The sequence below is a fragment of the Sphingomonas taxi genome (genome assembly GCF_000764535.1).
GTDB lineage: Bacteria > Pseudomonadota > Alphaproteobacteria > Sphingomonadales > Sphingomonadaceae > Sphingomonas > Sphingomonas taxi.
Genome location: NZ_CP009571.1, coordinates 1,494,884 through 1,518,610, shown reverse-complemented (window position 1 = coordinate 1,518,610; position 23,727 = coordinate 1,494,884). Strand labels below are relative to the sequence as shown.

At 69.2% G+C, this 23,727-nt stretch carries 21 protein-coding genes and 1 tRNA gene; 13 read left to right on the top strand and 9 right to left on the bottom strand.

The genetic code is table 11. The features are described from left to right. Positions 1-61: 61 nt before the first annotated feature. Positions 62-1,630 carry a spinster family MFS transporter gene (locus MC45_RS06810; RefSeq protein WP_038661120.1) on the top strand — a complete coding sequence of 523 codons (1,569 nt, stop codon included), beginning with the start codon at positions 62-64 and terminating at the stop codon, positions 1,628-1,630. 63 nt (positions 1,631-1,693) lie between these two features. On the opposite strand, the gene MC45_RS06805 is transcribed toward MC45_RS06810, so the two are convergent. After that, on the bottom strand, positions 1,694-2,230 hold the full coding sequence (locus MC45_RS06805; protein WP_038661117.1) for a superoxide dismutase family protein: 537 nt from the start codon (positions 2,228-2,230) through the stop codon (positions 1,694-1,696). A gap of 21 nt (positions 2,231-2,251) precedes the next feature. After that, positions 2,252-2,827, bottom strand: a complete 576-nt coding sequence (gene thpR / locus MC45_RS06800; RefSeq protein WP_038661114.1) for an RNA 2',3'-cyclic phosphodiesterase — start codon at positions 2,825-2,827, stop codon at positions 2,252-2,254. 134 nt (positions 2,828-2,961) lie between these two features. On the opposite strand from thpR, the gene MC45_RS06795 reads away from it, so the two are divergent. From MC45_RS06795 to MC45_RS06780, 4 genes are all read left to right on the top strand, one after another. After that, positions 2,962-3,714 (top strand): Bax inhibitor-1/YccA family protein, encoded by a 753-nt coding sequence (locus MC45_RS06795; protein WP_038661111.1) that lies wholly within the window; start codon positions 2,962-2,964, stop codon positions 3,712-3,714. 79 nt (positions 3,715-3,793) lie between these two features. Further along, entirely contained in the window at positions 3,794-4,573 is a 780-nt protein-coding gene (locus tag MC45_RS06790) for a transglutaminase-like domain-containing protein (RefSeq protein ID WP_038661108.1), read from the top strand. 69 nt (positions 4,574-4,642) lie between these two features. Beyond that, positions 4,643-4,918 (top strand): hypothetical protein, encoded by a 276-nt coding sequence (locus tag MC45_RS06785; protein ID WP_038661105.1) that lies wholly within the window; start codon positions 4,643-4,645, stop codon positions 4,916-4,918. Positions 4,919-5,318: 400 nt separating this feature from the next. Further along, complete coding sequence (locus MC45_RS06780) at positions 5,319-5,873, top strand: hypothetical protein (RefSeq protein WP_038661102.1); 555 nt, start codon at positions 5,319-5,321, stop codon at positions 5,871-5,873. 15 nt (positions 5,874-5,888) lie between these two features. Here the strand turns inward: MC45_RS06780 and MC45_RS06775 are convergent, their stop codons facing one another. The 3 genes from MC45_RS06775 to MC45_RS06765 all read right to left on the bottom strand — a co-directional run bounded on the left by MC45_RS06775 (position 5,889) and on the right by MC45_RS06765 (position 7,515). Then, positions 5,889-6,617 carry an extensin-like domain-containing protein gene (locus MC45_RS06775; RefSeq protein ID WP_081974362.1) on the bottom strand — a complete coding sequence of 243 codons (729 nt, stop codon included), beginning with the start codon at positions 6,615-6,617 and terminating at the stop codon, positions 5,889-5,891. Next, a complete protein-coding gene (locus MC45_RS06770) occupies positions 6,617-7,363 on the bottom strand; it encodes an NUDIX hydrolase (RefSeq protein WP_038661099.1) in 747 nt (248 codons plus the stop codon). Before MC45_RS06770 ends, MC45_RS06775 begins: the two co-directional genes overlap by 1 nt. Before the next feature lie 76 nt (positions 7,364-7,439). Next, positions 7,440-7,515 (bottom strand) — tRNA-Ala (locus MC45_RS06765). A 247-nt stretch (positions 7,516-7,762) separates the two neighbouring features. Here MC45_RS06765 and MC45_RS06760 point away from each other — a divergent pair. Together MC45_RS06760 and MC45_RS06755 are read left to right on the top strand one after the other, a co-directional pair. Continuing rightward, positions 7,763-8,971: a DUF2171 domain-containing protein gene (locus MC45_RS06760; protein WP_038661098.1), complete on the top strand. Its 1,209-nt coding sequence runs from the start codon at positions 7,763-7,765 to the stop codon at positions 8,969-8,971. A gap of 110 nt (positions 8,972-9,081) precedes the next feature. Next, positions 9,082-10,071 (top strand): NADP-dependent oxidoreductase, encoded by a 990-nt coding sequence (locus MC45_RS06755; protein ID WP_081974361.1) that lies wholly within the window; start codon positions 9,082-9,084, stop codon positions 10,069-10,071. On the opposite strand, the gene MC45_RS06750 is transcribed toward MC45_RS06755, so the two are convergent. Then, positions 10,068-11,186 (bottom strand): hypothetical protein, encoded by a 1,119-nt coding sequence (locus MC45_RS06750; RefSeq protein WP_052075546.1) that lies wholly within the window; start codon positions 11,184-11,186, stop codon positions 10,068-10,070. The genes MC45_RS06755 and MC45_RS06750 overlap by 4 nt on opposite strands. A gap of 816 nt (positions 11,187-12,002) precedes the next feature. Further along, positions 12,003-14,735 (bottom strand): Rne/Rng family ribonuclease, encoded by a 2,733-nt coding sequence (locus tag MC45_RS06745; RefSeq protein ID WP_038661095.1) that lies wholly within the window; start codon positions 14,733-14,735, stop codon positions 12,003-12,005. Between the two features lie 473 nt (positions 14,736-15,208). Here MC45_RS06745 and MC45_RS06740 point away from each other — a divergent pair, with 473 nt between their 5' ends. After that, positions 15,209-16,453 carry an N-acetylmuramoyl-L-alanine amidase family protein gene (locus MC45_RS06740; protein WP_038661092.1) on the top strand — a complete coding sequence of 415 codons (1,245 nt, stop codon included), beginning with the start codon at positions 15,209-15,211 and terminating at the stop codon, positions 16,451-16,453. Between the two features lie 250 nt (positions 16,454-16,703). On the opposite strand, the gene ypfJ is transcribed toward MC45_RS06740, so the two are convergent. Continuing rightward, entirely contained in the window at positions 16,704-17,618 is a 915-nt protein-coding gene (gene ypfJ / locus MC45_RS06735; RefSeq protein WP_038661089.1) for a KPN_02809 family neutral zinc metallopeptidase, read from the bottom strand. Between the two features lie 103 nt (positions 17,619-17,721). On the opposite strand from ypfJ, the gene MC45_RS06730 reads away from it, so the two are divergent. Both MC45_RS06730 and MC45_RS06725 read left to right on the top strand, forming a co-directional pair. Next, entirely contained in the window at positions 17,722-18,507 is a 786-nt protein-coding gene (locus MC45_RS06730; protein WP_038661086.1) for a 3-hydroxybutyrate dehydrogenase, read from the top strand. After that, complete coding sequence (locus MC45_RS06725; RefSeq protein WP_038661084.1) at positions 18,504-19,118, top strand: DUF4893 domain-containing protein; 615 nt, start codon at positions 18,504-18,506, stop codon at positions 19,116-19,118. The genes MC45_RS06730 and MC45_RS06725 overlap by 4 nt, the downstream gene beginning before the upstream one ends. A 127-nt stretch (positions 19,119-19,245) precedes the next feature. On the opposite strand, the gene MC45_RS06720 is transcribed toward MC45_RS06725, so the two are convergent. Further along, positions 19,246-19,902 (bottom strand): hypothetical protein, encoded by a 657-nt coding sequence (locus tag MC45_RS06720; RefSeq protein WP_038666691.1) that lies wholly within the window; start codon positions 19,900-19,902, stop codon positions 19,246-19,248. Positions 19,903-20,001: 99 nt separating this feature from the next. Between MC45_RS06720 and MC45_RS06715 the strand changes: the two genes are divergently transcribed. From MC45_RS06715 to MC45_RS06705, 3 genes are all read left to right on the top strand, one after another. Continuing rightward, positions 20,002-20,412 carry a DUF2946 family protein gene (locus tag MC45_RS06715; RefSeq protein ID WP_038661081.1) on the top strand — a complete coding sequence of 137 codons (411 nt, stop codon included), beginning with the start codon at positions 20,002-20,004 and terminating at the stop codon, positions 20,410-20,412. A gap of 68 nt (positions 20,413-20,480) precedes the next feature. Next, complete coding sequence (locus MC45_RS06710; RefSeq protein ID WP_156143789.1) at positions 20,481-22,520, top strand: TonB-dependent receptor; 2,040 nt, start codon at positions 20,481-20,483, stop codon at positions 22,518-22,520. Then, entirely contained in the window at positions 22,517-23,620 is a 1,104-nt protein-coding gene (locus MC45_RS06705) for a PepSY-associated TM helix domain-containing protein (protein WP_038661078.1), read from the top strand. Before MC45_RS06710 ends, MC45_RS06705 begins: the two co-directional genes overlap by 4 nt. Positions 23,621-23,727 lie beyond the last annotated feature (107 nt).

Sequence of the window (23,727 nt, the reverse complement as noted above, 5' to 3'; positions counted from 1 at the left end):
TTCGGGCTTATCGAACCGTCCTGCCTCTGTTAGCCTCCGGCGAAACGCGCGGGAGAGGGCGATGGCCGGGACGGTGGCGGATGCGGGCGGTGGGGAGCAGCAGGCGTCGCGCTACGCCTGGTACGTGCTCGGTATCCTGTTCGTCGTCTACGTGCTCAACTTCATCGACCGGCAGGTGATCTCGATCCTCGCCGAGGACATCAAGCGCGATCTCCACCTCAAGGACGAGGACCTCGGCTTCCTCTACGGGACCGCGTTCGGCGTCTTCTATGCGCTGTTCGGAATCCCGCTCGGGCGGCTGGCGGACAGCTGGCATCGGGTGCGGCTGATGACGGTCGGGCTGGCCCTGTGGTCGACGATGACCGCGCTGTCGGGCTTCTCGCGTACCGGCGGGCAATTGGCGCTGGCGCGGATCGGCGTCGGAGTGGGAGAGGCGACCGCGTCGCCGTCGGCCTATTCGCTGATCTCGGACTATTTTCCCAAGCGGCTGCGCGCGACGGCGCTGTCGATCTATTCCGCGGGGCTGTACGTCGGTGGCGGCGTGTCGCTGTTCATCGGCGGGTTGATCGTCCAGGGCTGGAACCGGGCATGGCCGGGCGGCGGGCCGCTGGGGCTGGTCGGCTGGCAGGCGGCGTTCCTCGCCGTCGGGCTGCCGGGGCTGATCGTCGCCGGGTGGATCGCGACATTGCGCGAGCCGATCCGCGGGCTGGTCGAGGGACTGCCCGAGCCGGAGCGGCATCCGGCGCCGTTCCAAGCCTTCTTCGCGGAGTTGCTGACGATCATCCCGCCGCTGACGCTGATCGGTGCGGCGCGGGGCGGGGTGCGGGCGCTGCTCGTCAATCTGGCCGGGCTGGCGGTGGTGGTCGGCGTGGTGGCGCTGCTGATCGTGCTGGGCGAGCCGAAGCCGCAATGGCTGGCGGTGGGGACGGGCGTCTATGCGGTGTTCTCGTGGGGGTGCGCGCTGCGGCGGCGCGATCCGGCGACCTTCGCGCTGATCGTCGGGACGCCGGCGTTCCTGTGCACGGTGGTGGCTTATGGGCTCAACGCCTTCCTGAGCTATGCGGCGAACTTCTGGGCGGCGCCTTATGCCTTGCGTACGCTCGGCGAGACGCCGGCGCGGGCGGGGCTGTTGCTCGGCAGCAGCGGCGCGCTCGCCGGCTTCCTGGGGGTGACGATCGGCGGGGTGGTCGCCGACCGGCTGCGGCGGGGCAATCCGGCGGGGCGGCTGATCGTGGTGATGGTCGGCGCCTGCGTGCCGGTGCCGTTCCTCATCGCGGCGTTCACCGCGAGCGATGTCTGGGTCTTCTATCCGTGCCTGTTCCTCGCCGGGATCACCGCCAGCGGCGCGCTGGGCTCGGCGGCGGCGACGACGCAGGATCTGGTGCTGCCGCGGATGCGGGGGACGGCAACCGCGACCTTCTTCATCGGGACGACATTGCTCGGGCTGGCGATGGGGCCGTATCTGGCGGGGCGGATCTCGACGCTGTCGGGGAGTTTGTCGGTGGGGATGCTGTCGCTGCTCGCGGTGGTGCCGCTGACCCTGGGCTGCGCGGTGGCGGCATACAGGTTGGTGCCGGCGGCGGAGGCCTCGCGCGAGGCACGGGCGCGGGCGGTGGGGGAAGTGGTTTAGGGGGACCCTGCTGGCGGTGCCGGAGTGGGCGCTGCCCACTCCGGTCGTCCGTTACGGCGCGGCTTAGGCGGCGCCGAAGACGCCGCAGGCGATGCGGCCGCCGCTGTTGCCGGCGGGGTCGGTCATCAGATCGTCGGGGCCGGCGTGGATGACGATCGCGGCGCCGTCGGTGTCGAGCAGACCGGCCATCGTCGCGCCGGGCACCGTCACGCCGAGCGTGCCGCGGCCGTCGGTGCCGACGATGAGATTGGGCAGGTCGCCCTCGTGCGGGCCCTGCGGGTTCATGCTGCCATGCTTCATCGTCGTCGGGTTCCAATGGCCGCCGGCGGTGGTGAAGTCGGGCGCGTCGCAGCGGCCGGTGGTGTGGATGTGCGCGCCGTGCGTACCGGCGGGGAGGCCCTTGACGTCGACGGTGTAGCGGATGCCGCCGGCGACTTCGGTGGCGGTGGCGCGGCCGGCGTCGAGCCCGGTGGCGGTGCGCAGCGATGCGGTGGCGCGGGCACCGCCGACGGTGGGGCTGCCGACTGCGACCTCCTCCTTCTGGGTACAGGCGGCCAGCGCCAGCGAGGACAGGCCGGCGAGGATGAGGATAGCGCGCATCAAAGGTCTCCCGAGGTTTCCTTACGAACCCGGCATGACCTGCGGCGGTTCCGCGGGCGGCGCAAGGGGCCAGCGCATCACCGGCGCATAGCTGGCGCCCTCGCCGCCGAGATGGCTTTCGTAGAGGATCAGATGCGGCATGGTGAAGGCGGGGCTGGCGAGTCCGGCATGGACCGCGAGCCAGCCGTCGATCTCCGGCGCGGCACCGGCGCTGCGCGGCAGGCGGGCGAGCGTGACGTGGGGCCGATAGGCGCGGCGTTCGGGCGGCAGGCCGGCGCGGACACAGGCCTGATCGACCTTGCGGGCGAGATGGTGGAGCGCGTCGCCCGGCGCGAGCCCGGCCCACAGGGTGTCGGTGCGGCCCTTGTGCGCGAAGCGGCCGACGCCGGCGATCCTGACCCGCGGCGCAGGGGCGTACAGGCCGGCGAGCGCGGCGGCGACATCCTCCGCCTGCGGCCGGTCGACGTCGCCGATGAAACGCAGGGTGCAGTGGAGTTGCGCGTCGTCCTGCCAGCGGGCGTGCGGCACCCCGCCAGTCGCGGCGAGCAGCGATTCGCGGATCGCGGGGGGCGGACGCAGGGCGACGAACAGGCGCATGGCGGGACCGGCGGCTCTTTGTAAAGTTCTGTTGCTTCGGAACCGAGGCTTAGCCGGTTTCGCTTGAAAAGGGACCGCGGCAGGCCGATATTTCGGTCATCCGACATCTGGTCGGTAAAGGAGTTTTGGATACCATGGCTAACTGGTCTGACCCCCGGCCGAGCGCCGCGCCGTTCGGGGCCTCGCGCACCGACGCAGCGCGCAGCGGTGCCTATGACGCGGGTCTGCGCTCGTACATGCTGTCGGTCTACAATTATATGGGATCGGGCGTGCTGCTGACGGGCATCGTCGCGCTGCTGTTCGCCTGGGGCGGGGCGTCGTCGCCGGCCGCACAGGTGTTCATGGGTGGCGGCATCCTGCGTTACGTGCTGATGTTCGCGCCGCTCGGCGTCGTCTTCGCGATGAGCTTCGGACAGGGGCGCATGCAGACCTCGACGTTGCAGATGCTGTTCTGGGCGTTCGCGGTGCTGATGGGCCTGTCGCTGTCGACCATCTTCCTGGTCTATAGCGGTACGTCGATCGCCGGTGCGTTCTTCTCGACCGCGGCGGGCTTCGCCGGTCTCAGCCTCTACGGCTATACGACCAAGAAGGACCTGTCGGCGTTCGGCACCTTCCTGCTGATCGGCCTCGTCGGCCTGATCGTCGCGAGCCTGATCAACCTGTTCCTGCAGTCGAGCGTGATGGAGCTGGTCATCAGCATCGTCGGCGTGCTGCTGTTCGCGGGCCTCACCGCCTATGACACGCAGCGCACCAAGAGCCTGTACTTCCAGGTCGCAGGGTCGGACATGGTCGGCAAGGCCGTGATCATGTCGGCGCTGTCGCTGTACCTCGACTTCATCAACATGTTCCTGTTCGTGCTTCGCCTGTTCGGCGCACAGCGCAACTAAGACCGACGTTCGATCGTCATATCGGGAGCCCGGTGGCCGATGCCGCCGGGCTCTTTCGTTTGTCCCGAAGGAATGGCCGATGCGGATCTCGATCGAAGTCGACCTCGATTATGCCATCATGGGGCCGCCGACCGACGTCTTGCTGCAGATCGAGGCAGCGGCGATGGCCGACCAGCGTATCGTCTCGGAGGCGCTGACGGTGTGGAGCGACACGCCGGTGGTCGCGGTCCGTGGCGAGGAGGGCATCGGCCAACGCTGCTGGATCCGCGCCGAGAACTGGCTGAAGGCGGAATATCGCGCGGTCGTCGAGATCGACCGGCAGCCGGTCGATCTCGCGCGCCTGCCGGCGACGCCGGCGCGGGCGCTCGACGGGGCGCTGGTGCCGTACCTATTGCCGAGCCGCTATTGCCAGTCGGACCGGCTGGAGGGCTTCGTGCGGCGCGAGTTCGGCGGCATGGGCGGCGGCGCGCTGGCGGTGGCGCTCACGGACTGGGTGGCGGATGCGCTGGAGTATCGCGCCAATACCAGCAGCGGCGAGACGACGGCGATCGATACCTTCGCCAGCCGCTCGGGCGTGTGCCGCGATTACGCGCATCTGCTGGTCGCGCTGGCGCGGGCGGGGGAGATTCCGGCGCGCTGCGTCGCTGCCTATGCGCCGGGCGTCGATCCGCCCGATTTCCATGCGGTCGCCGAATTGTGGCTCGACGGCGCGTGGCGGATGATCGACGCGACGCGGATGGCGCCGGCCGAGACGATCGCGCGCGTCTGCGTCGGTCGCGATGCGACCGACATCGCCTTCATGACGGTGTTCGGCATCGCCCAGTTCGTCAACCAGCGGGTGCAGGTGACCGCGGGCTGATCGCCTGACCGGCAGGAACGGAAACGATCCGGCAATCGTTGCTCCTTGGTAAACTCAGGAGGGTGTCACATGACCGGAATCGACGAAAAGGCTCTGGACAGCCTGTCGGTCGCGCCGTCGGCCAGCAACCAGGAGCGCGACCCGCGCCAGGATGCCGGACAGGACAAGTCGATCAACAAGCGTCTCGAGAAGAACCCCGGCAGCGCGGATGCGCGGCTCGACGCCGGTCTGGACGAATCGATGGATGCGAGCGATCCGCCGTCGCTGACGCAGCCGGGTCACGATCACGATCCGGCGCCCTCGTCGGGCTATGACGAGGATGCGGAGCGCGACCGGCAGGGTTGAGGCTTCGCGCGGAATGGAGCGAACGGCGGTCCCGCGAGGGGCCGCCGTTTTGCTGTGTGGAGACTGGATGCGGGCGTTCCGGTTCCTGGAACGACCCGTCACCCCGGACTTGTTCCGGGGTCCACGGGGCCGCAGGCGCGCGGTCTCGCCTCAAGCCTTTCTCCTCGCCGCGGGGTGGACCCCGGAACGAGTCCGGGGTGACGGGTGGGTGGTGGACGGTCGGGCTTATGACCCCCGCGAGCGCCTTTGCGACCAAATGCACTCCGCTCGTCGCAACGGATGTTGCGCTGCAACAGCTTTCGTGATGCTTTTGTTACGTCGGACGGTCCCGCGTTAAGGATGCTGTTAACCATCGTGGCGCAGGATCGGCCCGACTTCTCTGGCGGGGTGGGTGACGATCATGGGTGCCAAGAACAGACCGGCCGAAGGCGCGATGACGCTGGCGGAAATGAAGGAATTCGCGGGGTTTCCAAGCTCGACGCAGCGGTACATCCGGCGCAGCCTCGATATCGGGCTCGATCGCGACGATGCGATGACGCGCTGGTCGCGCGACATCGTCGAGGCGGCGAGCATCCGCGCGCAGGCGCGGCTGTATCGCGCGCTGCCCGAACTGCGCCAATTGGTGCCCGACGATGCCGATCTCGCCGCGGTCGAGCCGTTTCTGGCGCCGCTGGTGACATTGGTGGGGTTCGATCTGGGGCAGGGGCGGCTGACCAGCTTCTCGGCGTTCCGCTTCCTGTACGAACGGCTGATCGGCGCGTCGGCGCGGCCGTGGCTGCCGAGCGCGTTCTGCGCGGCGGCGGCGCTGCCGCACCTGCACCCCGAGGTGCGGCGCAAGTTGCTCCAGTCGATCAGCGAGGCGGCGGCGACCGCGTCGGGCTGGTCGAACCGGCAGCCGGTGTTCTTTCCGCATTGGGTGGAGAAGGTCGATACCGGGGCGGCGCTGCCGCACTGAGCGGGGGGCGCCGCATCATCGACAGGCGCGCCACCCCGCGGCCCGGTCCGCCTGGTCGAGGTGGAGGTGATCGCGGTGGGCGGCGTTGTAATCGGGGGACAGCGTCGTCGCGAACAGCTGGCAGGCGCCGTCGCGGACCTCGTGCAGGAACGCCGCCTTCGCGCCCTTGCCGCGCCAGTCGCCGACGACGGTGATGCGGCGGCCGTCGGCGAGGCGGAAGCCGGCGACGTCGACCGCGTCGGCGGTCGCGTGTTCGCTCCACGTGCCGGCATCGCGGCCGTAGATGCGGCGGCAGGAATAGCTGCCGAAATGGTCGATCGTCACGACGCGGCTGCCGAAATGGCGTTGCGCGGCGGGCTGGACGACGTTCCATTCCCACGTGGCGAGCGCGGCGGCGACCGGACAGGCGACGCCGAGGCCGGCAGGGCTGAAGTCGATCGTCCGCGCGCCGCCCGCGGTCAGGCGGATGCCGTCGTCATACCCGCAACCCCCCGCGCCGCGCCGCGGCGGCAGCACGGTATAGCGGACGCCGGCGTGGTCGAGCAGCGCGCGGCATTGCGGAAAGTCGCGGGTGAGCGCGGTGAGCTTGCGGCCCGTGAACAATCCGGTCGGCGCGCCGAGGTCGAGTGGGGCCCACGGCATGTCCTGCGGCCGCCCGCGCGCGATCGCCCAAAGCAGCAGCGCCGCCGCGCCGAGCGCGAGCAGCGCCGCGATCCAGCCGATTGCCCGACGCAGGGCACGCATCAGCCGCGCTGCGCCCGCGTCATCGCCTCGCCGGTGACGGGATAGCCAAGGTCGTCGGGGATGCAGAGGTGCGGCACGCCGTCGCGCGTTTCGACGAAGGGCGTGATGGTGCGGATCGGATAGGCGCGCGCCTGCGCGACTGCGGCGTCGTGATCGGCGAACAGTGCGAGCCGTTCGAGCGTGCGGCGCGTGGGGTAGATGATCGTCGCGCGGCCGGCATCCGCCTCGGCGAGCAAAGCAGCGGCGCCGGTCCAGACGAGGCGGACGTTCTCGGTCGCGTCGACGGTCGCCGCGGCGCCTTCCGGTGCGCGGGCGAGGAAGAACAAGGTATCGAAAATCCGCGTCGTCCGATGATCGGGCAGCCAGCGCGCGAACGGCACCAGGGCGTCGAGGTCGAGCGTCAGCCCCGCATCGGCGAGGATCGCGGCGAATGGCGCGCCGCCGTGCAGCCGCGCGCGGATCGCCGCCAGCGTCGCCGCCGGGGGAATGGGGTGGAGGCCGATGGCGAGGCCGGCTTCCTCGATCGTCTCGCGGATCGCGGCGATGCGCGCGGCGCCGTCGTCGCCCGCACCGATCATCGCGGCGAGCGCGTGGTCGCCGGGATCGATCCGGCCGCCGGGAAACACCATCGCGCCGCCGGCGAAGACCATCGCCTTGGCCCGCTCGACCATCAGCAGGTCCGGCGGCGCATCGCGAAGGTCACGGAAGACGACGAGCGTCGCGGCGGGGATCGGTGCACTGGCCATAGACCGGTGTAACGCGGCAGCGGGCCGTTGGTAGCGCCGCCATTGTCGGGGGATGGGTGGGGAATTAGCGGGGTGGTGGTGGAGCTGAGGGGAATCGAACCCCTGACCTCTGCAGTGCGATTGCAGCGCTCTCCCATCTGAGCTACAGCCCCGCACCCCGGCTCGGGCGAGCCCGAGAGCGACGCCATTAGCCGCCCCTTGCGGGCGATGCAACAGGCCCGATCGACCGATCCGAAAATTCCCATGCGACGGACCGATGGCTGCGTGCGACGCAAAATCGTTGCCCTGCCGTAACTTCAGGAACGAAGGCGGGACCTGATCTTTATCTGGATCAGGAGCACGGTCGCGCAGCAACGACGTGACCGGCACCCGCAGGAGCTATCCTACAAGGAGACGATCATGGTCTACGAACGCAATCCCCGCAGCAACGCACCGGGTGACACGTACGGGCGCGACGACGGTCAGGGCTACGGCCGCGACTATGGCTCGGGCCGGGACTATAGCTATTCGAGCGCACGCGAATATCAGGCGGCCGGCCGGCTCGATGGCGACCGCCAGGGCTATGGCGCGCGCGACTATGGCAACCAGCGCTACGATCGCTACGACCAGAGCCGCGGACGCGACGATTATGGCGCGACGCGCGGCGGCTACGATCGCTACGCCAATGACGGGCGCGACAGCCACGGCCGGTACGATCAGGACCGTCAGTCCGACTATCGCTATGGCGAGCGCAGCCGCTACGGCGCCGACGCCGGCCGCGATCGTGGCGAACGCGAATATCACGGCAGCTACGGGTCGGGCGGTCACCGGTTCGAGGATTTCGGCCCGTCTCGTCATGCCGACGACGACGATTATCGCAATCGCGCCCGCGGCGGCCGGGATCAGGGTCAGGGCCGGCAGGGCTATGGGCGTCAGCCGCAGGGCTATGACTATGAGGATCGCGGCTTCTTCGCACGCGCCGGCGACGAGGTGCGCTCGTGGTTCGGCGACGAGGAAGCGGAGCGCCGTCGAGACTTCGATTCGCGGCTCGACGAGCGCGCCTATAACGATCGCGACAACGATTATCACAGCTGGCGTCGCGGTCAGATCCAGTCGCTCGATCGCGACTATGACGAATATCGCCGCGAGCATCGCTCGAAGTTCGAGAATGAGTTCAGCTCGTGGCGCACCAACCGCCAGTCGCAGCGCGACCTGCTCAACAAGGTCGAGGAGCATGCGGATGTCGTCGGCTCGGACGGCGAGCATGTCGGCACCGTCGACAAGGTGCGTGGTGACCGCATCCTGCTGACCAAGAACGACGCCGACGCCGGCGGTCGCCATCACTCGATCCCGTCGAGCTGGCTGCAGTCGGTCGACGGCAAGGTGACGCTGAGCAAGACTGCGGCGGACGCCAAGAAAGCGTGGCGCGACGAGGAGCGCAACCAGGCGCTGTTCGGCGACGATGACGACGGGGCGCGCCGCGAACCCTATGCGACGGGCCGTTCGGCCGCGACGCAGACGCAGGCGGACGGCACGCGCTCGACCTCGTCGGCGAGCGCCAGCAGCAGCGGCACGACCGGCACCGACGGCGACAAGACGCTGAACCGGAGCTTCTCGGGCACCTATTGAGCCCGATCGAAGACCCACGCGGAGGCCCGGGCTTGTCCCGGGCCTTTTGCGTTGCGATCTGCAACGGATCGGCCCAGACTGGCCGGCCGGATTTTGAGGAGAATGAAACTATGGCACGAGCGTGGAGCCTGACGTCGCGGCCGCAGGGCCTGCCGACCAGCGACAATTTCGCGCTGATCGATCTCGATCGCCGCGATCTCGGCGAGGGCGAGGTGCGCATCGCCAATAGCTGGCTGTCGGTCGATCCGTATATGCGCGGGCGGATGAACGACGTGAAGAGCTACACGCCGCCGTTCGAGATCGGCAAGCCGATGGACGGCGGCGCGATCGGCACGGTGGTCGAGAGCCGCTCGGACCGGTTCAAGGAAGGCGACACCGTCCAGCATTTCGCCGGCTGGCGCGACGAGGCGGTGCTGCCCGCCGACCAGGTCCAGCCCCTGCCCGAACTCGACGTCGATCCGCAGGCCTATCTCGGCCAGCTCGGCATGCCGGGGATGACCGCCTATTTCGGCTTGCTCGAGGTCGCCGGCGCCAAGGAGGGCGATACGGTGTTCGTCTCCGCCGCGGCGGGTGCGGTCGGATCGACCGTGGTGCAGATCGCCAAGGCCAAGGGGCTGCGGGTGATCGGCTCGGCGGGCGGCGCGGAGAAATGCGCCTGGGTGGAGTCGCTCGGCGCCGATGCGGTGATCGATTACAAGAGCGGTACGCCGGTGGTGAAGGCGCTCGGCGAGGTCGCGCGGAACGGGATCGACGTCTATTTCGACAATGTCGGTGGCGAGCATCTCGATGCGGCGCTGGCGCATGCCAATCTGCACGCGCGGTTCGCGGTGTGCGGCATGATCGACGTCTACAACAGCAGCAAGCCGACCGAATTGCGCTACCTCGCGCGGCTGATCGGCAATCGTATCCGTATCCAGGGGTTCATCGTCAGCGACTTCAAGGATCGCTCCGCCGACTTCTATCGCGACATGGGCGGTTGGCTGAAGGACGGCAAGCTTAAGCGCAACGAGACGGTGTTCGAGGGGCTGGAGACGATGCCCGCGGCGTTCCTCGGCCTGTTCTCGGGCGGGAACATGGGGAAGATGCTGGTGCGTCTCTAATCCATGGCGCGGGCATAGAGGCGGTCGACGCGCTCGCTCAGCACCGAGCGGTCGACCAGCCGATAGTGCCGATCGAGTTCGCGCTGCACGAAGTCATAGGCGGCGCGATCGGTGACGGCGGGATCGATGCTGCTGATCACGACATAGGCCGGGCGTCGCGCCATCACCCGCCGCAGCTCGGCGTGCGGGTCGACACCGGTCGTCCGGTTGTCGCCCCGCTCGCTGAGGAAGGTCGGGAAGGCATAAGCGGTCGGGACGCAGGAGCGGGTGAGCTGGTAGAGGATCGGATCGCCCTGGAAGACGAACAGGCACCCCGCGGGTGATTGGCCGATCCGCGCCGCGAGGCGGCGGACGCCTGCGCCATCGCCGCGGGTGGTGCGCAGGATCGCGGTGTTGATCGCGACATAGGCGAGCCCGATCAGCAGCACGGGAACGACGACCGGCACCCTGCCGATCCGTTGCGCGAGCAGCGGCGCGGCGAGGATAGACAGCGGCAGGACGAGCGGCAGCGCGTAATGATCGAAATAGGTCCCGAACACGAGCAGACCGACGATCGCCGCGGCGGCCCAGCCGGCGAGCAGCGGACCGATCGGCCGTATCCTGCGGAGCCGTGGAACCGCGAGCGCCGCGACGATCGCGATCGGCAGGAGATGCGCGCCGATCAGCGCGAGCCGCGCGATCATCAGCGCGGCGTCGGGGGGCTGGCGGAGGAACACCGATTGGAAATTGGCGAACACCAGCGTGTCGAGCGCGCCGATATGCCAGTAGAAGGCGACGACGGCGGCGGTCGGCAGCAAGGCGATCAGGCACCATGACAGCGCCGCGAGCGCCGCGGCCGGCAGGCTTGCGCCGGTCCGCAGCGCGCGGACGACGAGCGCGAGGCCGAAGAACGTGCCTTCGAACAGCACCGAATATTTGATCTGCAAGGCGAGGCCGAACAGGGCCATGACGAGGCACGACCGGGCGTAGGCGATGCGGTCGAAGCGGCGGCGGCGATAGGCGCCGACGACGCACCACGCCGCGAGCGCGACGGGCAGGTTGTAGAAGACCGGGCTCTGGCCGCCGTCGCCGGCGTTGACCGACAGGTAGACGATGTAGACGAGGCCGGCGAGCATCGCCGCGCCGGGCGGCGCGACGTGGCGTGCGATACGTACGACGCACCATGCGGTCAGTGCGGCGAAGATCGTGGCGACGACCTGATAGGCGAGGATGCCGTCACCGCCGAAGGCGCGGATCGCGGCATAGATCAGGAACAGGCCGAACGGCTTGCGATCCCAAAAGTCGATGAAGGGCAGGCCGAGGCCATGCCAGAGCCGATCGCCGACCAGCAGATAGAATTGCTCGTCGATCTGGATGACCGGATTGCCGAACTGCCATCCCCGGATGGCGAAGGCGGCGAGGGTAAGGAGGAGCAGGCTCGGCCAGCGAGACGCCGACGGTTCTGGAGCGACGGCGGAAATGGCACGGACCTCAGCGGAGTGGAAGGGTCGCTATCGGGGGACGGACGGTGTTCGTCAAACGTCCAATTTGGTCCGGTACGGGTGCGGTGTGGTTTGGAGGCTCTGGCAGGCCGTTTAGCGGTCGTCACGGGGCCTTGGTGCGGGGTCCCGTTCTCGTCGTGGTCCGGAAGAAGCGGGACCCCGGCGCAAGTCCGGGGTGACGGGGGCGGTTTGGAACGCGAAGGACTTACACTTGCGTCCCTATCCGATCCCTCCTGGAGCAGGCCTATCGCCTATGGCCGTCTGTATGCTTCGGACGCTTTTCCAAAGCCACTTCGTCACCCCGGCCTTGCGCCGGGGTCCCGCTTCTCCGGACGGTGCGAAGAAGCGGGATGCCGGATCAAGTCCGGCATGACGGGGCTCCAAATGCCGTCGCGCAACTTCAAATGGTCATCTGCGCTCCCCCTCCCATGGAGGGAGGGGGAGTGGGGATCAGGCGCCGAAGGTGCGCTGCCACCAGCCGCGGCGCGGCGTGTCGCCGGCTTCGTCGGCAGCAGCGTCGGTGTCGACCTCGGCTGCCGGGACGGCCTCGTCCTGCGTCGGGGCGGGCGTCGGCGCGACCGGGGCGGGGGCCTCGATCGTGTCCGCCGGCGCCGCCTCGGTCGTCGCGGCCTTGCGGGTGCGGCGACGCTTCGGCTTTTCCTCGGCGACGGGGGCCTCCTGCGGTGCTTCCGGGGCGGGCGCCTCGGTCACCGCCTCGACGTCCGCCTTCTTCTTGCGGGTGCGCTTCGGCTTGGCGGCCGGTTCCTCGGCGACCGGTTCGGCGACCGCCGCGGGGGCGGCTGCCTCGGCCACCGTCTCAACGGCGGCTTCGGTCGCCGGCGCGGCAGCGCTGCGGGCGCGGGGACGGCGGCGCGTCTTGGGCGCCTCGACCGGGGCCGCGTCCTCGACCGTCGCCGGTTCGGGGGCGTTGAGGCCGGTGATCACCGGACCGGCATCGCCGGCTTCGACGATCGGCTCAAGATCGGCGGGCGGCAAATCGTCCTCGGCGGTGTCGCCACCGGCGTCGACGGTCTGCGCGGCGTCGGCGCCGCCCTCCTGACGACGGCCACCACGGCGACCGCGACGGCCACGGCGACGACGGCCTTCGCCCTCGGGACGTTCGCCGGTCTCGGCATGCGTCGTCTCGGCGTCGCCGGCAATCGCTTCGGCCTCGACGCCGTCCTCAGTCTCGCCTTCGGGCTCGCCGCCGGTCTCGTCCTGCGACGCCTCGCCATTCTCGTCCTTGCGACCGCGACGACCGCGACGGCGACGACGGCGGCCACGACCGCGGCCCTCGCCCTCGTCCTCGCCGCGCTCCTCGCGCTCGGGACGGCGACCGCCCTCGCGACGCGGCTCTTCCTCCGCCTCGACGATCTCCTCGTCTTCCTCTTCCTCTTCGATCTCCTCGGGGACGTCGTCATATTCCTCTTCGACGAGCGCCTCGATCTTGGGGGCGTAAGCGGGCGGCGGGCCAGAGGCCTCGACCGACATGCGCGCGCCCTCTTCCTCGCGATCGGGGATGATCTCGACCTGGACGCCGTAGCGATCCTCGATTTCGGCGATATCGGCGCGCTTGCGGTTGAGGACGTAGATCGTCGCTTCCTGGCTGGCGCGCAGCGTCAGCAGCGAGCCGCGGCCGCGCGCGGCCTCTTCCTCGATCAGGCGCAGCGCCGACAGGCCCGCCGACGAGGCGGTGCGGACGAGGCCGGTGCCTTCGCAATGCGGGCAGGCGCGGGTCGAGGCTTCGAGCACGCCGGTGCGCAGCCGCTGACGGCTCATCTCCATCAGGCCGAAGGACGAGATGCGGCCGACCTGGATGCGGGCGCGATCGTCCTTGAGCGCGTCCTTCATCGCCTTCTCGACCTTCCGGACATTGGAATTGTTGTCCATGTCGATGAAGTCGATGACGACGAGCCCGGCCATGTCGCGCAGGCGGAGCTGACGCGCGATCTCCTGCGCGGCTTCGAGATTGGTCGCGGTCGCGGTCTGCTCGATATTGTGCTCGCGGGTCGAGCGGCCGGAGTTGATGTCGATCGACACCAGCGCCTCGGTCGGGTTGATGACGAGATAGCCGCCCGACTTCAGCTGCACGACCGGATGGTACATCGCGGCGAGCTGGTCCTCGACATGCGCGCGCTGGAACAGCGGCACGGCGTCGGCATATTGCCGGACGCGGCGTGCGTGGCTGGGCATCAGCAGCTTCATGAAGTCCTTCGCCTGGCGGAAGCCCTCCTCGCCCTCGACGATGACCTCGTCGATATCCTTGTTGTAGATGTCGCGGATCGCGCGCTTGATGAGATCGCTGTCGCCATAGACGAGCGCCGGCGCCGCCGAGCTCAGCGTCGCCTCGCGGATACCGTCCCACAGCCGGGCGAGATAGTCGAAGTCGCGCTTGATCTCGACCTTGGTGCGCTGGAGGCCCGCGGTGCGGACGATGCAGCCCATCGACGGCGGCAACTGCATATCGGCCATGATCGATTTCAGGCGCTTGCGGTCCGACGCGTTGCTGATCTTGCGGCTGATGCCGCCGCCGTGCGACGTATTGGGCATCAGCACGCAATAGCGGCCGGCGAGCGACAGATAGGTGGTCAGCGCCGCACCCTTGTTGCCGCGCTCTTCCTTGACGACCTGGACCAGCAGCACCTGACGGCGGCGGATGACGTCCTGGATCTTGTAGCGGCGGCGCAGGTTCATGCGACGCTGGCGCAGCGCCTCGACCTCCTCGTCATTGGCGCTGCGCGGCTTCTTCGACGTGCCCTCGGCGGCGCCTTCGCCCTCGTCGTGCTCGCCGTCGTCGTGATGGTCGGCGTCGTCAAAATCGTCGTGGTCGTCGTCGCCGTGCTCGTCGCCGTCGTGATCGTCGTCGTCGCCGTCATGTTCGGCGCGCAGCGCGGCTTCCTCGGCGGCATGCTCCGCCTCCTCGCGCAGCAGCGCGTCGCGATCCTCCTTGGGGATCTGATAGTAATCGGGGTGGATTTCGCTGAACGCGAGGAAGCCGTGGCGATTGCCGCCGTAATCGACGAACGCCGCCTGCAGCGACGGTTCGACGCGGGTCACCTTGGCGAGATAGATATTGCCCTTGAGCTGCTTGCGCTCGGCGCTTTCGAAATCGAACTCTTCGATCCGGTTATTCTTGACGACGGCGACCCGGGTCTCTTCCCGGTGGCGTGCGTCGATCAGCATACGCGTGGTCATTGAATGGTCTCCGCGCGCGTGGCGCTCCTGCAACCGGGTCGCAGGGCGCGCATGCGCGTTGATAGATGGCGCCGGGCGGACCGGCGCGGGATGGTGAGAATGCGTCTGCTCGCCGCGCACGTCGGGGGGCACGGCCCTCCCACACGCTCGCCACGCCGCCGGCCGAGGCCGGGCGGTGTCGAGCGTTGGATAAGTGCGTCATGCGAGCGTCAACCTGGTTAGAACCGCGCCAGGACGGCGCGGGGACCGATGCGTCGCTTGCACGAATGAAGCGCGACGCACGGGTGCAGTCCGTTGGTAGCATTGCGCTTCTCGTATCGCAACTGGCACGAATCTGCCGGAGCGGCGGCAAATTCATGCCGAATCGTGCATTAACCGCGCCGCGCAACCGGGCGTTGGCGCCTGCCGGTCATGATGCTCGTTCAGGCGCCGGCCAGACGTCGGCGCCCAAGGAACGTGCCATGGCTTTTCGCTGGACCGGCGCCCCCGCGGCGCGGCAAGGTCGCCCGATGATCGCGATCGTTGCCCTGATCCTCGGCTGGTGCGCGAGCGTGCCGGCGCATGCCGCGACGGCGATCCGCAGCGTCGTGGTCGACGGCGGCCGCATCGTCGTGCGGTTCGACGGGCCGGTGATCGACGCCACGGGCATGGTACTGCGCGGCAGCCGCCAGATCGCGGTCGACGTCGCGCAGGCGATCCCCGGTGCGGAAGTGGTCACCGGCGGGCTGGTGCGGAGCATCAGGCAGGTGCGGCAGGGCGACGGCACGCGGTTGCTGCTCGATCTCGCGCGACCGGCGGTGATCGCCGACGGCGGCTTCGATGCCGACGGCAATCTGGCGCTGTCGATCGCCCCGGCGACCGCGGCGCGCGTCACTGCGGCGGCTGCGGCGGGGCCGGTGCGCTTCTTCGCGGTCGATCTCGGCGAATGGGGGGCGCGGCCCAAGTACAAGCTGTCGATCCCCGTGCCGCCGCCGGCGCGCGCCGCGGCGCTGCCACGCGTGCGTGGCGACGACAGCCGGCCGCTGGTGGTGATCGACGCCGGTCATGGCGGGGTCGATCCGGGCGCGATCAACGCGGTCACCGGGCTGCGCGAGAAGGACGTGACGTTGCGCATCGCGCGGTCGATCCGCGATGCGTTGCTGGCGAGCGGGCGGGTGCGGGTGGCGCTGACCCGCGACGACGACCGCTATCTGGTGCTGCGCGAGCGCTACGGCATCGCGCGGCGGCTGAAGGCGAGCCTGTTCATCTCGGTCCATTGCGACAGCGTCGGCAGCGGCGATGCGAGCGGCGCGTCGGTCTATACCTTGTCCGAAGTGGCGTCGGACAAGGAAGCGGCGCGGCTGGCGCTGCGCGAAAACAAGGCGGACGTGATCGCCGGGGTCAATCTGGGCGACGCCGGGGCGGACGTCTCGTCGATCCTGATCGATCTCGCGCAGCGCGAGACGATGAACAGTTCGGCGAGCTTCGCCCGGCTGCTCGGCCGCGAGGCCAAGCCGCGCATCCCGACCAAGCCGGTGTTCCACCGCATGGCGTCGCTGATGGTGCTCAAGGCGCCGGACATGCCGTCGATCCTGTTCGAGACGGGCTATATCTCCAACCCGGTCGATGCGGCGTTCCTCGACAGCCCGGCGGGGCGCGAACGGATCGCCGACAGCGTGACCAAGGCGGTCGAGGTGCATTTCGCCCGGCAGCTGGCGGGGCGTTAGTTCCGCTCCATGCGGGGAAGGGTCCATATGACCGTCAGCGTAGGTCAATCGCTGTCCCAGCTCACATCGTCACCCCGGACTCGTTCCGGGGTCCACTCTGCGGCTGGGAGGAGGGCTGGAGGCGGTACCGTTCCCTCGTGGCCCGGTGGACCCCGGAACGAGTCCGGGGTGACGGAGCTTTTGAGTCAGGGCAATCGCGCCTCGACACCGCTGCGATACGCGCCCCTCCCTCGCGAGGGCGGGGCGGCCGTCAGATCGCGCCGCTGAACGTGTCGCACTGGGCGGGGTCGCCGGTCTGTATGCCGCGTTGCAGCCAGTGCATGCGCTGCGCCGAGGTGCCGTGCGTGAAACTGTCGGGGACGACGCGGCCGGTCGATTCCTTCTGGAGCGTGTCGTCGCCGATCGCCTGCGCGGCGGTCAGGCCCTCTTCGAGATCGCCCGGCTCCATGCGGCTGCGGTTCTGCGCGGCCCACACGCCGGCATAGCAATCCGCCTGCAGTTCGAGGCGGACCGAGGCGGCATTGCCTTCGGTTTCGCTGCCGCTGCGCTGGACGTTCTGCACCTTGTCCGACGTGCCGAGCAGATTCTGGATGTGATGGCCGAATTCGTGCGCGATCACGTAATCCTGCGCGAAATCGCCCTTGGCGCCGAAGCGGTTGGCGAGTTCGTCGAAGAAGCTGGTGTCGAGATAGATGCGCTGGTCGGTCGGGCAATAGAACGGCCCCATCGCCGATTGCGCGGCGCCGCAGCCCGACTGGCCGTTCTGCGAGAAGAAGCGCAGGCCGGGCGCGGCGAAACGCTGGCCGCTCTGCGCGAACAGCGCGGTCCATGTCTTCTGTGCTGAGCTGAACGCGTCGCAGGCCGCTTTCTTGGCTGGATCTGAGGTACAGACCGCGGTCGCCGAGCCGCCTTCGGACGGCGCGCTGCGCGTCACCTGCGTGCCGCTGCCGCCACCGCCGCCGACGAGGCTGCCGAGATTGCCGAGCCCGCCGAACACCGCCATCAGCAGCAGCACGACGATGATGCCGCCGCAGCCGAAGCGGCTGCCGATCAGCGGCAGCAGGCCGAACAAAAGTCCGCCGCCGCCACCGCCGCCACCGAAACCGCCGCCGCGGTTCCCCTGATCGCCGACGTCAATATTGGGATCGAAATCGTCGAGGCGCATGCAAGGCTCCGTTTAGCTTGCGTTACGAATGCCCGAACCCTGCCCCCGGTTGCAACAGCGCGCGCATCGACGCAGACGGGAGGCATAGCAGGAGAGCACGTCTATGGTCCTCAAGGGCAAGACCGCGATTGTCACCGGGTCCACGTCGGGCATCGGCCTCGCCTATGCGCGGGCGTTCGCCGCGGAAGGCGCGGCGTTGGTCATCAACGGCTTCGGCGAGGCGGAGGCGATCGAGACGATCCGCGCCGAGCTCGCCGCGACGAGTGGCGCGGCGGCGCTGTACGATGCCGCCGACATGACCAAGCCGGACGAGATCGCCGCGCTGGTCGAGCGTGCGGCGCGCGAGACCGGCCGCGTCGACATCCTCGTCAACAATGCCGGCGTCCAGCATGTCGCGCCGATCGAAGCGTTTCCGCCCGAGCGGATGGAGGCGATCCTGGCGATCAACCTGACCAGCGCCTGGTATGCGATGCGCGCCGCCGTTCCGCACATGAAGGCGCAGCGCTGGGGGCGGATCATCTCGACCGCTTCGGCGCACAGCCTCGTCGCGAGCCCCAACAAATCGGCCTATGTGATGGCCAAGCACGGGCTGGTCGGACTGACCAAGACGATCGCACTGGAGACGGCGCAGCATGGCGTGACGGTCAATTGCATCTCGCCGGGTTACGTCTGGACGCCGCTCGTCGAAGCACAGATCCCCGACACGATGACGGCGCGCGGGCTGACCCGCGAGCAGGTGATGAACGACGTGCTGCTCGCCGCGCAGCCGACCAAGGAGTTCGTGACGCCCGAGCAGGTGGCGGCGCTGGCGCTGTTCCTGTGCCGCGACGAGGCCAAGGCGATCACCGGCGCCAATCTGTCGGTGGACGGCGGCTGGACCGCGGCATGAGGGTGGGGCGTTTTCTGGCGGTGACGCTCGCCGGCGCGATGCTCGCCACCGCCGCGGTGCGCGCGCAGGACACGGGCGACAGCGACTGGCGCAAGGTCGCGACGCGGCAGGACCGCGAACGCCTGCGCGGCTGGCGCGACGCCTGGATACAGGCGCTGACCAAGGTGCGCGCGACGCCCGAGGGACGCGAGCGGCTCGCCGCCGACGCGGACCTGTTCGACCCCGACCGGGTGATCGAGGGCGCGGCGCTGCTGCCCGGCGTCTATCGCTGCCGGGTGCACCGGCTCGGCGGGATCGGACCGGGTGTGCGACCGCTGCTGAGCGGCGGCTGGACGAGCTGCCGGGTGAGCGAGGCGGGGATCGTCCGCCAGTTCGTCACCGATGGCGACCAGAGGGCGAGCGGCAATCTGTTCGACAGCACCGATTCGCGGACGATCTTCCTCGGCACGCTGGCGCTCGGCGACGAGGACCGGCCGATGCGCTACGGCCGCGACCGGCAGCGCGACATGGCGGGGCTGGTCGAGCGGATCGGCACGGCGCGCTGGCGGCTGGTGCTGCCGTTCCCGGGCTTCCATTCGACGCTCGACGTGATGGAGATCGTGCGGGGGTAGCTGGGGGATCGGGTTTCCGAGACCCGTTGGCCTTGAGCCGGTCGAAGGGGGCGGGTGAGTCTCACCGTGCTTCGACAGGCTCAGCACGAACGGGGGGGGCGTCGGTCCGAACGGGGAGGGGGTGTGGTCAGTGTGCCGGTAGCGGCTGGATCATCGCCACCGGAGCCGGAGCCGGTGCCGGTGCCGCCGCTGCGCTTACCGGCGCCGCCGTCAACGGCGGCAGCGAGGCGAGATAGGTCTTGCCGTGCATGTGGATCACCGCGACGCGGTCGGGATTGGCCGCCGCGACCGCCTGCAGATAGGATCGCGGCTTCTTCATCAATTTGGGATGATCGAGACCGGTCAGGCCAGCGATGCGGGCGGCTTCCTTGACGAAGTGGATGCAGTTGCGATCGTTGAGATTGTAGCGTCCGTCGCCGGTCTTCTCGTCCCAGGCGGCGATCAGCGTCAGCATCTGCGCATATTGTGCGTCGCTCAGCACCACCGAGAATTGGGCGTCGCTGGTGCCGATGTAGAAGGGGCGCGAGATGTCGAGCCGACCGGCGACGCTGCCCATCAGCAGCGCGGGCGAAACCGACTTGGCGGTGAAGCCGTAATTGACGTCGACCGGCGGCCCGCCGGCATCCTGCACGCCGCGCAGCGTGAAGAAGGCGTGCGGGAAGCTGTTGCCCAGTTCGTGGCTCCAGAAGGTGATCGTCACCGCCGCCCACGCCGGAGCCGACCCGAACAGCGTGCCGAGCAGCAGCAGCGTAGCGAGGAGCGGGCGGAGCAGGGACCGGTGCATGGTGTTCATACTAGACGGAATATTAGCCCGCGGACATTACGATTATCCTACCTGATCCAGGTCGATGACAGGGGCCGCGGCCTCGCCTAAGACGCAGCCGTGACGTCGCTCCGCCGCCTGTTGCTGGATCATCGCACGCTCGCTTTGTGGCTGGCGGCGCTGGCGCTTGCGGTGCGGCTGCTGGTGCCGGCGGGGTTCATGGTCGGCAGCGTCGATGGGCGGCCGGTGCTGCAAGTGTGCAGCGGCTACGGTCCGGTCGCGCCGATGGCGATGGTGCATGGCGGCCATCACGGTTCGGGCGGCCATCGCGAGGCGGATCATCCCGCCACCGACATGCCCTGTCCCTTTGGCGCGCTGGCGCAGGCGGCGACGACGCCGGTCGATCCGGTGTTGCTGGTGCTCGCGATCGCCTTCGTCATGGCGCTCGGCGTGCGCGCGACGCGCTGGCCGGCGTTGCGCGACCGCGCGCATGTGCGGCCGCCGATGCGCGGACCGCCGCGCCTTTCCTGATCCATCCACAACGACACTGACGGTGCGGCCCGGGAGAGGGCACGCGCCAGGATCGGGAATTGCCTGCAATGATCTTCCTACGAACCGCCACGGCGGCGGGCGTCGCGCTCGCCCTCGCCCCCGTCCTCGCGACTCCGGCATGGGCGCAGCGCCACGACCATGATGCCGATACCAACGACACCAGTTTCTCGGTCGGCGACATCGTCGTCACCGCGCGCGACATGGCGCGCTCGACCAGCAATATCGTCACCTCGATCGACCGGCTCGGCGGCGACGTCGCGCAGCGGCAGAGCGTCGACAACACATGGGAGCTGTTCGCGCGGCTGCCCGGCGTCTCGCTGACCGACTTCAACCAGGGGACGACCTCGGGCCGCTTCTCGATCCGCGGCTTCAACGGCGAAGGCGAGATCAACGCGGTCAAATTGCTGATCGACGGCGTGCCGAGCAACGCCAACGACGGCGGCATGCCGTTCATCGACGCGGTGATGCCGCTCGACATCGCGCAGGTCGAGCTGGTGCGCGGCACCGCCGATCCGCGCTACGGCCTGCATGCGATCGCCGGCAGCGCCGATATCGCGACGCGGATCGGCGGCAATTATCTCGACGCACGGGGTCTCGGCGGGGCGTTCGGTACTGCCGAGGGACAGCTTTCGGCGGGTGTCGAGACGGGCAAGCTTAGCCAGAATTACTTCGTCGGCTATCGCCACAGCGATGGTTTCCGCGATCACGCCGGGCTCGACCGGGTGAGCCTCGCGGGCAAATGGTTCTACGACTGGGGTGCGGTGCGGCTCGGCGGGATCGCGCGCTACGCGCAGGTCGAGGCGCAGGAGCCCGGCTATCTCACCGACGCCGACGCCTATGCCGACCGGCGGCGCTCCTATCCGGTCTCGGCGACCGACGGCGGGCGGCGGCAGATGAGCCAGTACAGCCTGCACCTCGATGCCGATCTGACCGATACGCTCGCGCTGAGCGCCAAGGGCTATGCCAATGCGCTGCACGACGACCGGTATGTGCGCTTTTCCGCCACGGTGGCGCAGCAGCGGCGGCTGGCGCGCGAGGACCAATATGGCGGGCTGGCGACGCTCCATTATCACCCGAGGGTCGCGTTCCTGCACCGGCTGATGCTGGAGGTCGGCGGCGACGTGCAGGTACAGGACAATCAAAGCCTGCGCTGGCTGACCGCCAGCCGCATCATCACCAGCCAGACGCGCGACCAGGCGTTCAGGCTGACCGTCGCGGGCGGCTATGCGCAGGCGGTGATCGAGCCCACCGCCTGGCTGAGCATCACGCCGGGCTGGCGGTTCGACACCGTCTCCGGGAATCTGCGCAACCGGCTGAACGGGCAGCGCTATCCGATCAACGACTATGGCACGATCAGCCAGCCCAAATTGAGCGTCGCGATCACCCCGCTGGCGGGCGTCACCGCTTACGGCAATTACGGGCGGACGTTCCAGATCGGCGTCGGCGCGGGGGCCTATAAGGTGCCGCCGCGCACCACCAATCTCGCGCCGTCGATCAACGAGGGCTGGGAGGCGGGGGTCAAGCTGGCGCGCGGGCGCTGGCTGGAGGCGCGCGTCGCGCTGTGGGAGCAGACCGCGAGCGGCGAGATCAAGCGGCGGCTCAACGATCCTTCCGGTGACAGCGACAATCTCGGCGCGACGCGGCGGCGCGGGCTCGACGTGCAGGTCAGCGTGACGCCCGTGAAGGGGGCCAATCTGTGGGGCGCCTATTCGTACCAGCGGGCGCGGATCGTCACGCCCGATCCGGCGACGCCGTCGCAGGCGGGCAATTGGATCGACCATGTGCCGCAGAATTTGTTCTCCGGCGGGGTCGATGTCGTTCCCGTCGAGCGGTGGCGCGTGTCGCTGTGGGGCAATGGCCAGTCGAGCTACGAGCTGACGCCCGCCAACACCTTGCCGCGCTACGGCGCCTATCTGGTGGTGGCCGGCGAGGTGGCGTGGCGGGTGCTGCCGCGGCTCGAGGTGGCGGCGCAGCTGAAGAACATCGGCAACCGTCGTTACGAATATGTCTGGTATGACGGGACGCAGGTGCTGCACTCGCCGGCCGACAGCCGCGCGCTTTATGGCAGCGTGCGGTTGACGCTGTGAGGGCGCGGGTCGTCGTCCGGCGCATCCATCTATGGCTGGGGCTGAGCGTGGGCGCGCTGTTCGCGCTCACCGGGCTGACCGGGAGCGTGCTGGTCTTCTACACCGCGATCGACGGCGCGCTGCATCCGGGCCTTGCGCAGGTCGCGGCGGGGGCGCGGCCGGCGTCGTGGCAGGCGGTCTATGACGCGCTGCGTCGGGCCGAGCCGCAACGGACCGGGGCGTGGCGGATCGAGGTGACGCCCGACGGCGGGCCGATCCCGGTTCGCTATTACCAGCCCGTCGAGACGCGGGGGCGGGCGTTCGCGCCGCTGATGCTGTGGCTCGACCCGGTCAGCCTGCGGGTGGTGCGGCGCGGCCATTGGGGCGATTACTGGACGACGTGGATCTACGATCTCCATTACCGGCTGCTGCTCGAGGAACCGGGGGCGATCGTAATGGGGATCGCCGGGATCGTCATGCTCGCGATGCTAATCAGCGGTTTGTGGGCGTGGTGGCCGCGGCCCGGCGGATGGCGCCGTTCGCTGGCGTGGAAGCGTGGTGCGGTGCGGTCGCGGCGTCTGTACGACTGGCACAAATGGACGGGGATCGGCGGGGCCTTGGTGCTGATCGTCGTGACGGTGACGGGGGCGATGCTCGACCTGCCCGATCAGGTGCGCCCCGTGGTGGCGCGGACCTCGCCGCTGTTCGTGCCGCCGCGACTGGCGAGCGTGCCGCGGGCGGCGGGAGCTTTGCCGCTCGACGATCTGGTGCGGCGGGCGGAGCGGGCGCTGCCGGGCGGCGCGCTGGCGTGGATCGAGACGCCGGCGGACGCCCGCGGCGTGGTGCGGGTCAATTTCGCGCTGCCCGGCGAGCCGAGCCGGCGCTTCCCGCGCAGCAACGTGTGGCTCGATCCCTATGACGGGCGGGTGCTGGCGGTGCGCGACCCGCGGCGCGACAGCGGCGGCGACGTGCTGCTGACGTGGCTGCATCCGCTGCACGACGGGGAGGCGTTCGGATTGTTCGGGCGCTGGCTGGTGTTCGTGTCGGGGCTGTTGCCGGCGGTGCTGTTCGTCACGGGGGTGTGGCGGTGGCGGGTGCGGGCGCGTTCCGCGGCTGGCTGAGGAGGTGTTCACGCGAAGACGCGAAGACGCGAAGAGAATGGTTTACGCGGAGGCGCGGAGGCGCGGAGAAGAGATACGTGTCTTCGGAGACACGCCTGATCTCGCTG

Coding starts and splice junctions, on each gene's coding strand:
- MC45_RS06760 (WP_038661098.1), top strand. CDS start 7,763: ATGGTCTACGAACGCAATCCCCGCAGCAACGCACCGGGTGACACGTAC.
- MC45_RS06750 (WP_052075546.1), bottom strand. CDS start 11,186: ATGCTCGCCGGCCTCGTCTACATCGTCTACCTGTCGGTCAACGCCGGC.
- MC45_RS06710 (WP_156143789.1), top strand. CDS start 20,481: ATGATCTTCCTACGAACCGCCACGGCGGCGGGCGTCGCGCTCGCCCTC.
- MC45_RS06780 (WP_038661102.1), top strand. CDS start 5,319: ATGGGTGCCAAGAACAGACCGGCCGAAGGCGCGATGACGCTGGCGGAA.
- MC45_RS06805 (WP_038661117.1), bottom strand. CDS start 2,230: ATGCGCGCTATCCTCATCCTCGCCGGCCTGTCCTCGCTGGCGCTGGCC.
- MC45_RS06785 (WP_038661105.1), top strand. CDS start 4,643: ATGACCGGAATCGACGAAAAGGCTCTGGACAGCCTGTCGGTCGCGCCG.
- MC45_RS06755 (WP_081974361.1), top strand. CDS start 9,082: ATGGCACGAGCGTGGAGCCTGACGTCGCGGCCGCAGGGCCTGCCGACC.
- MC45_RS06770 (WP_038661099.1), bottom strand. CDS start 7,363: ATGGCCAGTGCACCGATCCCCGCCGCGACGCTCGTCGTCTTCCGTGAC.
- ypfJ (WP_038661089.1), bottom strand. CDS start 17,618: ATGCGCCTCGACGATTTCGATCCCAATATTGACGTCGGCGATCAGGGG.
- MC45_RS06790 (WP_038661108.1), top strand. CDS start 3,794: ATGCGGATCTCGATCGAAGTCGACCTCGATTATGCCATCATGGGGCCG.
- MC45_RS06775 (WP_081974362.1), bottom strand. CDS start 6,617: ATGCGTGCCCTGCGTCGGGCAATCGGCTGGATCGCGGCGCTGCTCGCG.
- MC45_RS06745 (WP_038661095.1), bottom strand. CDS start 14,735: ATGCTGATCGACGCACGCCACCGGGAAGAGACCCGGGTCGCCGTCGTC.
- MC45_RS06725 (WP_038661084.1), top strand. CDS start 18,504: ATGAGGGTGGGGCGTTTTCTGGCGGTGACGCTCGCCGGCGCGATGCTC.
- MC45_RS06720 (WP_038666691.1), bottom strand. CDS start 19,902: ATGCACCGGTCCCTGCTCCGCCCGCTCCTCGCTACGCTGCTGCTGCTC.
- MC45_RS06730 (WP_038661086.1), top strand. CDS start 17,722: ATGGTCCTCAAGGGCAAGACCGCGATTGTCACCGGGTCCACGTCGGGC.
- MC45_RS06795 (WP_038661111.1), top strand. CDS start 2,962: ATGGCTAACTGGTCTGACCCCCGGCCGAGCGCCGCGCCGTTCGGGGCC.
- thpR (WP_038661114.1), bottom strand. CDS start 2,827: ATGCGCCTGTTCGTCGCCCTGCGTCCGCCCCCCGCGATCCGCGAATCG.
- MC45_RS06810 (WP_038661120.1), top strand. CDS start 62: ATGGCCGGGACGGTGGCGGATGCGGGCGGTGGGGAGCAGCAGGCGTCG.
- MC45_RS06740 (WP_038661092.1), top strand. CDS start 15,209: ATGGCTTTTCGCTGGACCGGCGCCCCCGCGGCGCGGCAAGGTCGCCCG.